Here is a 12,674-nt window from a genome sequence, read left to right on the forward strand (position 1 = left end):
AGTAAATCAATTTAGCCTGTGAGCTAGACAACAATTCGATTGTGAAAACCCTGAACGAAGCAAGGCTGATAACCAAATTGTCGGTAATTATGATTAGCAGAGGCGGCTAAGTTGCCGCCTCTCATTCATCTAATTTCTATTACAGAACTAGACGACGAATGTCAGATAGACATGAGTTTAGGTAAGTGATGAAGCGCGCACCTTCAGCACCATCGATCACACGGTGGTCGTATGATAGAGACAGTGGAAGTTGTAGACGCGGTTCGAACTCTTTACCGTTCCATACCGGTTTCATTTCTGACTTAGACACACCTAGGATACCAACTTCGGGTGCGTTTACGATTGGAGTAAACGCTGTACCGCCGATACCGCCTAGGCTAGAGATAGTGAAACAGCCACCTTGCATGTCAGCCGCAGTTAGCTTACCAGCACGTGCTTTCTTAGAAACCGCCATTAGCTCTTCAGATAGCTCGTAGATGCCTTTCTTGTTCACGTCTTTAAATACAGGAACAACTAGACCGTTTGGTGTATCTACCGCGATACCAACATTCACGTATTTCTTCAGAATTAGGCTCTCACCGTCTTCTGATAGAGAAGAGTTGAACGCTGGGAACGCTTCAAGCGCTTTAGCTACCGCTTTCATGATGAACACAAGTGGTGTGATCTTCATGCCAGTGTCTTTCTTCGCTTCAATCGCGTTTTGCTCTTTACGGAATGCTTCAAGAGCCGTGATGTCTGCGTTATCCCACTGTGTAACGTGCGGGATCATTACCCAGTTACGGTGTAGGTTTGCGCCAGAGATCTTCTTAATGCGAGATAGCGGTTGAACTTCTGTCTCACCAAACTTGCTGAAGTCCACTTTTGGCCATGGTAGTAGACCAAGAGCCGCGCCGTCGCCTTTGCCAGATGCTGCTGCACCTGCGCCAGACTCAAGACGCTTAAGTGCATCTTTCACGTAAGCTTGAACGTCTTCTTTTAGGATACGGCTCTTACGACCAGAACCTTTAACCTTAGAAAGATTAACGCCAAATTCACGCGCTAGACGACGAACAACTGGAGACGCGTGAGCGTACTCATCGTTTTCTTTGAAATCGCCAGTCGCTGCTGGAGCTGCTGCTGCTGGAGCTTCTGCTTTAGGAGCTGGAGCTGCAGGTGCTGCCGCTTGAGCTGGAGCTGCTGCAGGAGCAGGTGCTGCGCCCGCCACTTCGAATACCATGATTAGTGAGCCAGTAGACACTTTGTCGCCAGCTGCAATCTTGATTTCTTTAACTGTGCCAGCGAATGGTGCAGGAACTTCCATAGAAGCTTTGTCACCTTCAACAGTGATTAGAGATTGCTCTTCTTCCACTGTGTCGCCAACCGCAACCATGATCTCAGTAACTTCAACTTCGTCGCCGCCGATATCTGGAACGTTCACTTCTTTTGCCGCAGACGCTGCTGGAGCTGCTGCCGCAGGAGCTTCAGCTGCCGCTGGTGCTGCTGGAGCGCCTGAACCTGCTGTTTCGAATACCATGATAAGTGAGCCAGTCGATACTTTATCGCCTGCTGCAACTTTGATCTCTTTTAGAGTACCTGCGAATGGCGCTGGAACTTCCATAGAAGCTTTGTCGCCTTCAACAGTTAGAAGAGATTGCTCTTCTTCGATGCTGTCGCCAACGGCAACCATGATTTCAGTAACTTCTACTTCATCACCACCGATGTCTGGTACGTGAACTTCTTTTAGTTCTGCCGCTGCTGCTGGAGCTGGAGCTGCTGCTGGAGCTGCTTCTGCCGCAGGAGCAGGTGCAGCGTCAGCTGCACCCTCGGCTTCGAAAATCATGATTAGAGAACCAGTAGAAACCTTGTCGCCTTCTGCAACTTTGATTTCTTTAACGATACCCGCTTGAGAAGCAGGAACTTCCATAGAAGCTTTATCGCCTTCAACTGTGATCAGAGACTGCTCTTCTTCAACCTTGTCGCCAACGCTTACAAGAATCTCAGTAACTTCAACCTCATCCGCACCGATGTCTGGTACATTAATTTCGATTGCCATTTCTTATCTACCTTCTTAATTAAGCGTATAGCGGGTTTGTTTTCTCTGTGTCGATGTCGAATTTCTTAATTGCTTCTGCAACTACAGATTTATCAACTTCGCCACGTTTCGCTAGTTCAGTTAGCGCTGCTACTACTACGTAACCTGCGTTCACTTCGAAGTGACGACGTAGGTTTTCACGGCTGTCTGAACGACCGAAGCCATCAGTACCAAGAACTTTGAAAGACTCAGCAGGAATGTATGCACGAACCTGCTCTGCGTAGTTCTTCATGTAGTCAGTTGCTGCGATAGCAGGTTCAGTACCCATTACTGTTTGGATGTAAGGTACTTTCGCTTCCGCTTCTGGGTGAAGCATGTTGAAACGCTCTGCATCTTGGCCATCGCGAGTTAGTTCGTTGAATGACGTTACAGAGTAAACATCAGAAGCAACACCGTAATCTTCGCTTAGGATTTGAGCTGCTTTACGTACTTCATTCATGATAGTACCAGAGCTCATTAGCTGAACTTTCGCTTTGTCGCCCGTGTAAGTTTCTAGCTTGTAGATACCTTTACGGATGCCTTCTTCAGCGCCTTCTGGCATTGCTGGCATTGCGTAGTTTTCGTTCATTAGCGTTAGGTAGTAGAACACGTTTTCTTGTTCTGGACCGTACATGCGACGGATACCGTCTTGCATGATTACTGCTACTTCGTACGCGAACGTTGGGTCGTAAGAAATACAGTTAGGAACCGTACCCGCCAAAATGTGCGAGTGGCCGTCTTCGTGCTGTAGACCTTCACCGTTCAACGTTGTACGACCCGCAGTTGCACCTAGTAGGAAACCACGTGCTTGTTGGTCACCAGCCATCCACGCCATGTCGCCAACACGTTGGAAGCCGAACATTGAGTAGTAGATGTAGAACGGAATCATTGGTAGGTCGTTTGTCGAGTATGAAGTCGCAGCAGCAACCCATGAAGACATAGCACCTAGCTCGTTGATACCTTCTTGTAGAACCTGACCTGAAGTCGCTTCTTTGTAGTAAGAAACAACGCCACGGTCTTCTGGTGTGTATGTTTGGCCGTGCGGGTTGTAGATACCGATTTGACGGAACAGACCTTCCATACCGAATGTACGTGCTTCGTCAGCAATGATAGGAACGATGTTCTTACCAATGTTCTTGTTCTTAAGTAGAACGTTTAGTGCACGTACGAATGCCATAGTAGAAGAGATATCACGCTTCTGTTCTTCTAGTAGTGGCTTGAATTCTTCTAGCTCAGGAACGATGAATTCTTGAGTGAATTTTGGTAGACGCTGTGGCGTGTAGCCGTGTAGCGCTTTACGACGAGCGTGTAGGTATTCGTACTCTTTTGAACCTTCTTCAAGTTTCAGGTACGGAAGTTCTTTCACTGCTTCGTCAGTTAGGATGTCTTGAAGACCTAGACGATCACGTAGGTGTAGTACGTGAGTCATGTCCATCTTCTTAACTTGGTGCGCGATGTTCTTACCTTCAGCCGCTTCACCCATGCCGTAACCTTTAACAGTCTTAGCTAGGATTACTGTTGGACGACCTTTAGTTTCTGCCGCGTTTTTGTATGCCGCGTATAGCTTAGAAGACTCGTGACCACCACGCTTAAGTGCGAAGATTTCGTCATCAGTCATGTCAGCAACAAGTGCAGCTGTCTCTGGGTACTTACCAAAGAAGTGCTCACGTACGTACGCGCCATCTTTTGATTTGAATGTTTGGTAGTCGCCGTCGATCGTTTCATTCATAAGCTGTAGAAGCTTACCAGTCGTATCTTTAGCTAGTAGTGAATCCCAGTTGTTACCCCAGATTACCTTCACTACGTTCCAACCAGCACCTTTGAACAGACCTTCAAGTTCTTGAATGATCTTACCGTTACCCATTACAGGGCCATCTAGACGCTGTAGGTTACAGTTGATTAGGAAACATAGGTTGTCTAGTTTCTCACGCGCAGCGAAAGAGATAGCACCACGTGATTCTGGCTCATCCATCTCACCGTCACCTAGGAACGCGTAAACGCGCTGCTCTGAAGTATCTTTAAGACCACGGCCTTCTAGGTACTTAAGGAAACGAGCTTGGTAGATAGAAGCGATTGGACCTAGGCCCATCGATACTGTCGGGAACTGCCAGAATTCAGGCATCAGTTTAGGGTGCGGGTATGAAGGAATACCTTTTCCGTCTACTTCTTGACGGAAGTTGTCTAGCTGCTCTTCAGTTAGACGACCTTCAACGAATGCACGTGAGTAGATACCTGGTGAAATGTGACCTTGGTAGTAAACTAGGTCGCCACCATCCTTCTCGTTTGGCGCACGGAAGAAGTGGTTGAAACATGTCTCGTAGAACGCAGCAGAAGACTGGAAAGACGCCATGTGGCCGCCTAGCTCTAGGTCTTTCTTAGATGCACGTAGAACGATCATGATAGCGTTCCAACGAATAATTGAGCGAATACGACGCTCAAGTGTTGTGTCACCTGGGTATGCTGGTTCTTGGTCTGCAGGAATCGTGTTGATGTAGTTAGTTGTGATACCTGTTGGCATATCAACACCGTCTAGACGTGCTTTATCTAGAACTTGCTCTAATAGGAATTGAGCACGCTCTAGACCTTCTTCACGTACAACTGACTCAAGCGCTTGTAGCCATTCTTGAGTTTCCAGTGCATCTACGTCATGCTTCATATCAGACATGGCGATCTATCCTTCTGTTGGTTGGATCTACTTATTTAAGTAACGCTCTTACGAGTCATTACCCTGCTGAATTCGACGTAGAGAACGCTCTCGTCGAGACTCTTCTCGAGTCAAATCCAACAATGTTTCTTCGATGTAAGCCAAGTGCGAGTGGGACATTTCTCGCGCCTTTTCAGGCTGACCAGAAACAATCGCATCCACGATATTGGCTCGGTGTTTACTGACTTTCTCGACCGCTTCTGGGCGGCGACGTAGTAATTTAAAATTTTGTAGAATATTTTGCTCAAGCAAAGGCGCTAAGCTTCGAACAATGTGCAACAAAACCACGTTGTGCGCGGCCTCTGTCAAAGCGATCAAAAATTGCATTACTTCCGCAGATTCAGCTTCGATATCGTTGTTTGCTTGCTCTTGGCTAATGCGCTCAAGGCAACCTTGAATACGCGCAAAATCTTCTTCGGTACCACGTAAAGCTGCAAAGTAGGCTGAAATTCCTTCCATCGCATGACGAGACTCAAGCACATCAAGCTGGGTTTCAGAATGACTAGACAACAAATTCAACAAGGGATCTGAAAAGCTCTTCCAGATATTCTCACTTACGAATGTTCCGCCACCTTGGCGACGAGTCAACAAACGCTTCGCTTCCAAGCGTTGAATGGCTTCTCGGACTGAAGGACGAGACACATCGAACTGTTTTGCCAGTTCACGCTCTGGAGGCAGTTGTTGCCCCGGAGACAATGTTCCTTCCACTATCAACCTTTCTAACTCTTGTTCTATAACATCAGAGAGTTTTGGCTGACGAATCCTTTGATAAGCCATAATTTATTGTTCTTCTACTCTTGCAGGTAATTGGTAATACCAATTTTAAGTTGGTGCAGAAATTAACATAATTAAAACGCCACTGTCCAGCCGAAAATTGACCTAAATCATAGAACGAGCTTACTTCCAACACTCTGATAACAATCGACTGTTAAAACAGCAATAGAATTGGTATGACCAATTACATAAAGCATACAAATGGGAAGTCGACGTGCTAGCAGTTTTGGAAAAGAAATACAGAAAATGACAAAATTATCAGTCTATTTATTCACCAAAACGGCATATGCGAGCGTAAAAATGTAGTTAACTTTTAACAATCATTAATATTTCTGGTATCAAAAAAGGCATACCTGATCGTATGCCTTATTTATTTCGCTTTTTTGAATTTACACTTTCGCTACAAATCAACGCTGTATAAGCAGTCTATATTTCACCCAATCAAAGCTTAGACCAGGATCGCTTTTTCTCAAGGGCGCAATATATTGATGACCGGTAATTCGTGGCGGGGTGATTTGAGGATAAGATTGCATAATCACCTCAGTTATCTCTGCAAGTGATTGATATTGCGCATCTGTGTAGGCAGTAAATTCTGTCCCTTCAAGCTCGATACCAATGGAATAGTCATTACAACGCTCCCTGCCCGCGAAACTGGATTGACCGGCATGCCATGCTCTATCGAGAAAAGAAACAAATTGAACAACCTCGCCGTTTCTCTTAATCAAGCAATGTGCAGAAACGCCCATTTTGTGAATAACTTCAAAAAATGGATGTTCATTTGGGTCTAGCTTGCCAGTGAAGAAGTCCTCTATATATGGTCCACCAAACTGCCCAGGAGGCAAACTGATGTTGTGTACCACCAGCAGAGAGATGTCGTTTATATCAGAGCGGGCATCAAAAAATGGTGACGGAACATGCTTTGCCTGTGTCAGCCAGCCATTCTCGATAATTGGGCGCATATCAACCTCTCTACTTTTCAAATTAACTGCTGAAATTATTGACACCGGAGAGTATCATTCGTTGCCATCTCCCTTTCAAGACAAGATTTGCGATGAAGAACACACACAACATTCAAGAACGCCTAGAATACCTTAAACAACAACTCCCTTTAGAGATCACTCGCTCTGTCGCTGATACCTTAAAAGAAGATCTAGGTGGCAGTGTCGACGCAGATAATGACATTACTGCATCTTTGATCCCTGCCGATGCGGTTAATACCGCAACGATTATTACTCGTGAGCATGGTGTGTTCTGTGGTCAAGCATGGGCTGATGAAGTTTTTAAACAGCTCGGTGGCAAGGTCAGCATTGAATGGCACGTAAAGGACGGCGATAAAGTCGAACCTAACCAAACCCTTTGCACGCTGATAGGCCCTGCTCGTGACCTGTTGACTGGTGAGCGTAACGCAATGAATTTCATCCAAACGTTGTCTGGCTGCGCAACAGTTACCGCAGAGTACGCTGAAAAAATCGCGCATACTGAGTGTCGTCTACTAGACACACGCAAAACCATTCCTGGTCTGCGTAGCGCACTAAAATACGCCGTGACGTGTGGTGGTGGCTTTAACCATCGCATCGGCGTGTTCGACGCTTACCTCATTAAAGAAAACCACATTATTGCTTGTGGTGGCATCACTCAAGCCATCCAAAAAGCGAAAGAGCTTAACCCAGGCAAACCGGTAGAAGTAGAAACAGAAAGCTTAGAAGAGTTGAAACAAGCGATAGAGGCTGGTGCCGACATCATCATGCTCGATAACTTCACAAAAGAAATGATGCGTGAAGCCGTAGCGATTAACGCAGGTCGTGCCGCTTTAGAGAACTCAGGTAACATTACGCTAGAGACCATCGCAGAATACGCAGAAACAGGTGTCGATTACATTTCGGTAGGCGCGTTGACTAAGCATCTAAAAGCGATGGATCTTTCGATGCGCTTCAAATAATAAAAGCAACACAATCTCAATTACTTCAACTAACTCAGTGAGTTGTGAGTAACTCATCATTTCAAAGGGCCAATTGGCCCTTTCTTTTTATCCACTAAAAAAATAGTACTACTCGCAAAACTCTGCATGCGATATGCAACTTTTCACCAAAGAGTTTTATCTCACTCGAGAGCCCATCTCTTCCCCATTTTCAACCCACTTTAACTCTCCATAATCTTTCGCTAATGCAAGAGCATTATTAATTTTTAGGAAAGGGTTAAAAATGAAAAACAGTAAACAGAAAAAACAACAGGGTTTTACTCTGATTGAATTGATGATTGTGGTGGCGATTATTGGTGTTTTAGCAGCAGTCGCAATACCTGCATATCAAAACTATGTCCAAAAGACAGAAGTAGCTTCAGCTTCTGCCACTGTTCGCGGATTACTTACAAATATCGATATGTATCAACAAGAAAATGGTGGTACTTTTCCCACTGATGCGAAATTAGTTGGCGGGACTCAAAAAATGAATGCCCTAGGAACTATAACCTTAGCTACAGCTACTAGTGGCGGTACTGCTACATTTGTATTCGATGAAGGTAGCTTGAAAGGTAAAACAGCTTCTGTTCAATATGCCAAAAACAACAAAACAGGTTGGACTTGCGCGACTAAAAATGTGCCAGAAGATTCTCGTCCAAATAGTTGTACAGCAACATATAAATGATAACCAACCTCTCAACGGTTCTTCGCCAGGCCGGGTTACTAACATTTTCCCAAGAAGAATCGTTAATAGAGCAAGTCAAAGCTTCTGGCATTTCGATGCCAGAGGCTTTGCTCAGTTCAGGGTTATTTACATCACGCGAACTCACTGAACATTTAAATTCTATTTTTGGATTAAATCAGCCCGAGTTATCTCAGTACGAGTACGCTTCGCTTTGTCAGCAACTTGGCCTTAGGGAATTAATCACACGGCATAACGCACTCCCACTCCACCGTACGACTTCAACGTTATTACTCGCCGTTGCCGACCCCACGAACCAACAAGCAGAAGACGATTTTCGCTTTGCCACTGGTTTACAGATTGAAATGGTGTTGGCGGATTTTCGTCAACTCAGCGCGGCAATTCGACGCTTATATGGCCGCGCACTTGGGCAGGAAAAGTCTGGGCTAAAAGAGATCAACCAAGAAGAATTAGCCAACCTGGTTGATGTGGGCGCAGATGAAATCGACAACATTGAAGACTTGAGCCAAGACGAGTCGCCCGTCAGCCGTTACATAAACCAAATTCTGCTGGACGCTGTGCGCAAAGGCGCATCCGATATCCACTTTGAACCTTATGAAAAGATGTACCGCGTGCGCCTACGCTGTGATGGCATCTTAATTGAAACACAGCAGCCACCAAGCCACTTAAGTCGCCGCTTATCCGCTCGTATCAAAATCCTCTCTAAACTTGATATTGCAGAGCGACGTTTACCACAAGATGGGCGTATTAAGCTCAAGTTGAATCAAGACACCGCAATTGATATGCGTGTATCCACGCTGCCTACTCTATTTGGAGAGAAAATTGTACTACGACTGCTCGACAGCAGCTCTGCATCATTGGATATCGACAAGCTTGGTTATAGCGAACAACAAAAACAATTGTACTTGGATGCGCTGCGTCGCCCACAAGGCATGATTCTGATGACAGGCCCAACCGGGAGCGGAAAAACCGTATCTCTGTACACTGGGCTGAGTATCCTCAATAAGCCAGAAATCAACATTTCCACGGCAGAAGACCCAGTAGAAATTAACTTATCGGGCATTAACCAAGTTCAAGTTCAGCCTAAGATTGGTTTTGGTTTTGCCGAAGCACTGCGCTCTTTCTTGCGTCAAGACCCGGATGTGGTAATGGTCGGTGAGATTCGTGACTTAGACACTGCGGAAATAGCCATAAAAGCATCGCAAACCGGTCACTTAGTACTTTCAACCTTACATACCAATTCTGCGGCTGAAACGGTTATTCGTTTATCAAACATGGGCGTAGAAAGCTTTAACTTGGCCTCATCTCTTAGTTTGATTATTGCCCAGCGCTTAGCCCGTAAACTGTGCTCGCACTGCAAACAATCACAAGAGCTTACCGTTCAGCTACAACATCTCGGAATTCAAGCAAGCGACAACATTTTTAAAGCCAATCCCGATGGATGCAATGAGTGTACCCATGGTTATTCCGGCCGAACGGGGATTTATGAAGTGATGCGCTTTGATGAATTTCTTTCCGAAGCGCTTATTAAAGGTGCCTCGGTACATGAACTAGAAAAACTCGCCATCGCAAATGGTATGAGCACGTTACAAATGTCGGGCATAGAAAAACTCAAACAAGGGATCACAAGTTTTAGTGAACTACAGCGCGTACTTTATTTTTAATCCTTTAATCAGCAGTCACCTCTATGAAAAGCACTACACCACAACTTAAAAACTTCCGCTGGAAAGGCATCAACAGTTCAGGCAAAAAGACGTCTGGACAAACCCTCGCGATGACAGAAATTGAAGTACGCGAGCGTCTAGACGCACAGCACATCAAGATCAAGAAGTTAAAGAAAAGCAGTATCTCGTTTCTCACTAAACTCAGCCATCGCGTGAAAGGCAGAGACATCACGGTGTTCACCCGTCAGATTTCGACGATGTTGATAACTGGTGTGCCGTTAGTTCAGGCTTTAAAATTGGTCTCAGAAAACAATAAAAAAGCAGAGATGAAATCCATTTTGATGAGCGTGACACGCGCCGTTGAAGCCGGTACGCCCATGTCAAAAGCCATGCGCACTGCAAGTGAACACTTTGACCCACTCTATACCGACCTTATCGCAACAGGTGAGCAATCCGGTAACTTAGCGGAAGTGTTCGAGCGCTTAGCCACCTACCGAGAAAAAAATGAGCAGCTTCGTGCGAAAGTGATCAAAGCACTGATTTACCCAGCCATGGTAGTGCTAGTAGCGTTAGGCGTGTCGTTTATCATGCTCACCAAAGTCATTCCCGAGTTCGAAAAAATGTTTGTTGGTTTTGGTGCTGACTTACCTTGGTTTACCAGGCAAGTGTTAGATCTTTCCGCCTGGACACAAAACTGGAGTCCGTTTATCGCACTAGGCTCCATTAGTTTATTCACCTCGGCGAGAATCCTCTCTAAGCGTTCAGATTCTTTTCGCTTAATGCTCAACCGCTCTGTGCTTAAATTTCCTGTTCTGGGCCCTGTATTATCAAAAGCCGCTATCGCCAAATTTAGTCGAACACTCGCCACAAGCTTTACAGCGGGTATTCCAATTCTAACCAGTTTAAAAACCACATCAAAAACCTCAGGAAACTTACACTATCAACTCGCCATAGAAGAAGTTTACCGTGATACCGCCGCAGGTATGCCAATGTATGTAGCCATGCGCAACTGTAATGTGTTCCCTGAATTGGTGTTACAAATGGTTATGATCGGTGAAGAGTCTGGTCGACTTGACGACATGCTCAATAAAGTTGCAACGATCTACGAGTTTGAAGTCGATAACACCGTCGACAACCTTAGTAAAATTCTAGAGCCACTAATTATCGTATTTTTAGGTATCGTTGTTGGCGGATTAGTGACAGCAATGTACTTGCCAATCTTTAACTTAATGAGTGTATTGGGCTAGAATGGGCTGTTAACTCCTTTAAAACAGCATCTTGCTGATTTCACTCATCGCTCAAGAGACAAATATGGAAGTATTCCAGTACTACCCTTGGCTATTCGTTGTATTTGCCACCATCTTCGGTCTGATCGTGGGTAGCTTCCTCAATGTGGTTATTTATCGACTACCTAAAATCATGGAACTAGAATGGCGACGCGAATGTGCCGAGTCATTTCCTGAATACAAAATAGAACCTCCTAAAGAAGTGCTGACCTTGAGCGTTCCACGCTCCTCCTGCCAGAAATGCGCAACACCGATACGTATTCGCGACAACATTCCTGTGATTAGCTGGCTGCTTTTAAAAGGCAAATGTCACAACTGTCAGGCAACCATTAGTGCACGCTATCCACTGATTGAACTGCTCACCGCGTTCTGTTCAGGCTTTATCGCTTATTACTTTGGTTTTAGTTACTTTACCGTTGCCCTACTCTTTTTTACTTTTATCTTAATCGCCGCAACATTTATCGATCTCGATACTATGTTGTTACCTGACCAATTAACATTACCATTAACTTGGGCTGGCATTGCCTTAGCATTAGTCGAAATAAGTCCTGTTACTCTACAAGATTCTGTCATTGGTGCTATTGCTGGTTACCTATGTCTCTGGTCCGTTTACTGGGGCTTTAAGTTACTTACTGGTAAAGAAGGAATGGGGTATGGTGATTTTAAACTACTAGCGGCACTAGGAGCTTGGCTAGGTTGGCAGTCACTGCCGATGATCATTCTACTTTCTTCTGTGGTTGGCATCGTATTTGGCATCATTCAACTACGCTTGCAAAAGCAGGGAATTGAAAAAGCTTTCCCTTTCGGTCCTTACTTAGCAATTGCTGGTTGGATAAGCTTAATTTGGGGCGACCAGATTTTAAACTGGTACTTTACTTCAGTTCTAGGAGTGTAAATGGCTTTGGTTATTGGTTTAACAGGTGGTATCGCTAGTGGAAAAACAACCGTCGCGAATCTGTTCAAACAACAATTTAAAATCGATATCGTCGATGCCGACATTGTAGCAAGAGAAGTTGTCGAACCAGGTACTCCCGGCCTAAACGCGATTATTGAACATTTTGGTCACGATATAGTTCGTGAAGACCAAACTTTAGATCGCGCAAAGCTGAGAGAAAAAATCTTTTCGAATTCAGATGAAAAAGCATGGCTCAACGCACTGTTGCACCCGATAATTCGTGAAAAGATGATCGAAGATTTGCAGCAAGTCACTTCAGAGTATGCGTTACTTGTGGTGCCGTTGCTCGTAGAAAACAAGCTAGATAGTTTATGTGATCGCGTTCTTGTCGTCGATGTAGAACCGAATACACAGATATCTCGCACGATGAAACGAGACAATGTGAGTGAAGATCAAGTTCGCGCCATCCTTGCCTCTCAAGCATCAAGAGAGCAAAGGTTCGCGCTTGCAGACGATGTGGTTAAGAATAATCCAAGTGACCCTGATCTTTTGCTTCAAATCACAGATTTGCACGAAAAGTACCTAGCCATGTGTAAGAAAAATCTGCGAAAATAGGAACGAAACTCACAAAGGCTTATGTC

General features: G+C 45.0%; 10 protein-coding genes. 6 read left to right on the forward strand and 4 right to left on the reverse strand.

Going from position 1 to position 12,674, the window contains the following annotated elements; genetic code table 11:
* Nucleotides 1-139 precede the first annotated feature (139 nt).
* From aceF to ampD, 4 genes are all read right to left on the reverse strand, one after another.
* The gene (aceF, locus tag R7Z78_RS11345) at nt 140-2,032 is read right to left on the reverse strand and encodes a pyruvate dehydrogenase complex dihydrolipoyllysine-residue acetyltransferase (RefSeq protein WP_005396678.1); all 1,893 of its coding nucleotides are present in this window, start codon (nt 2,030-2,032) and stop codon (nt 140-142) included.
* A 19-nt stretch (nt 2,033-2,051) separates the two neighbouring features.
* Entirely contained in the window at nt 2,052-4,715 is a 2,664-nt protein-coding gene (gene aceE / locus R7Z78_RS11350) for a pyruvate dehydrogenase (acetyl-transferring), homodimeric type (RefSeq protein WP_005379990.1), read from the reverse strand.
* A gap of 48 nt (nt 4,716-4,763) precedes the next feature.
* A complete protein-coding gene (gene pdhR, locus R7Z78_RS11355) occupies nt 4,764-5,531 on the reverse strand; it encodes a pyruvate dehydrogenase complex transcriptional repressor PdhR (RefSeq protein ID WP_005379989.1) in 768 nt (255 codons plus the stop codon).
* A gap of 404 nt (nt 5,532-5,935) precedes the next feature.
* On the reverse strand, nt 5,936-6,487 hold the full coding sequence (gene ampD / locus R7Z78_RS11360) for a 1,6-anhydro-N-acetylmuramyl-L-alanine amidase AmpD (protein WP_053304127.1): 552 nt from the start codon (nt 6,485-6,487) through the stop codon (nt 5,936-5,938).
* A 92-nt stretch (nt 6,488-6,579) separates the two neighbouring features.
* On the opposite strand from ampD, the gene nadC reads away from it, so the two are divergent.
* The 6 genes from nadC to coaE all read left to right on the forward strand — a co-directional run bounded on the left by nadC (nt 6,580) and on the right by coaE (nt 12,648).
* Entirely contained in the window at nt 6,580-7,467 is an 888-nt protein-coding gene (nadC, locus tag R7Z78_RS11365; protein ID WP_104975579.1) for a carboxylating nicotinate-nucleotide diphosphorylase, read from the forward strand.
* 262 nt (nt 7,468-7,729) lie between these two features.
* On the forward strand, nt 7,730-8,170 hold the full coding sequence (locus R7Z78_RS11370) for a pilin (protein ID WP_017447682.1): 441 nt from the start codon (nt 7,730-7,732) through the stop codon (nt 8,168-8,170).
* Nucleotides 8,167-9,852 (forward strand): type IV-A pilus assembly ATPase PilB, encoded by a 1,686-nt coding sequence (gene pilB / locus R7Z78_RS11375; protein WP_053304129.1) that lies wholly within the window; start codon nt 8,167-8,169, stop codon nt 9,850-9,852. Before R7Z78_RS11370 ends, pilB begins: the two co-directional genes overlap by 4 nt.
* A 23-nt stretch (nt 9,853-9,875) precedes the next feature.
* Nucleotides 9,876-11,099: a type II secretion system F family protein gene (locus R7Z78_RS11380; RefSeq protein ID WP_047102659.1), complete on the forward strand. Its 1,224-nt coding sequence runs from the start codon at nt 9,876-9,878 to the stop codon at nt 11,097-11,099.
* Nucleotides 11,100-11,163: 64 nt separating this feature from the next.
* Nucleotides 11,164-12,033 (forward strand): prepilin peptidase, encoded by an 870-nt coding sequence (locus R7Z78_RS11385; RefSeq protein ID WP_017635919.1) that lies wholly within the window; start codon nt 11,164-11,166, stop codon nt 12,031-12,033.
* The gene (gene coaE, locus R7Z78_RS11390; protein WP_065274841.1) at nt 12,034-12,648 is read left to right on the forward strand and encodes a dephospho-CoA kinase; all 615 of its coding nucleotides are present in this window, start codon (nt 12,034-12,036) and stop codon (nt 12,646-12,648) included.
* Nucleotides 12,649-12,674 lie beyond the last annotated feature (26 nt).

This window comes from Vibrio sp. 1167, from assembly GCF_033340375.1.
Classification (GTDB): Bacteria; Pseudomonadota; Gammaproteobacteria; order Enterobacterales; family Vibrionaceae; genus Vibrio; species Vibrio alginolyticus.

Excerpts from the sequence above, each read along its gene's own strand:
- R7Z78_RS11380 (WP_047102659.1), top strand. The coding sequence starts at position 9,876 with ATGAAAAGCACTACACCACAACTTAAAAACTTCCGCTGGAAAGGCATC.
- coaE (WP_065274841.1), top strand. The coding sequence starts at position 12,034 with ATGGCTTTGGTTATTGGTTTAACAGGTGGTATCGCTAGTGGAAAAACA.
- aceE (WP_005379990.1), bottom strand. The coding sequence starts at position 4,715 with ATGTCTGATATGAAGCATGACGTAGATGCACTGGAAACTCAAGAATGG.
- pilB (WP_053304129.1), top strand. The coding sequence starts at position 8,167 with ATGATAACCAACCTCTCAACGGTTCTTCGCCAGGCCGGGTTACTAACA.
- pdhR (WP_005379989.1), bottom strand. The coding sequence starts at position 5,531 with ATGGCTTATCAAAGGATTCGTCAGCCAAAACTCTCTGATGTTATAGAA.
- R7Z78_RS11370 (WP_017447682.1), top strand. The coding sequence starts at position 7,730 with ATGAAAAACAGTAAACAGAAAAAACAACAGGGTTTTACTCTGATTGAA.
- nadC (WP_104975579.1), top strand. The coding sequence starts at position 6,580 with ATGAAGAACACACACAACATTCAAGAACGCCTAGAATACCTTAAACAA.
- R7Z78_RS11385 (WP_017635919.1), top strand. The coding sequence starts at position 11,164 with ATGGAAGTATTCCAGTACTACCCTTGGCTATTCGTTGTATTTGCCACC.
- aceF (WP_005396678.1), bottom strand. The coding sequence starts at position 2,032 with ATGGCAATCGAAATTAATGTACCAGACATCGGTGCGGATGAGGTTGAA.
- ampD (WP_053304127.1), bottom strand. The coding sequence starts at position 6,487 with ATGCGCCCAATTATCGAGAATGGCTGGCTGACACAGGCAAAGCATGTT.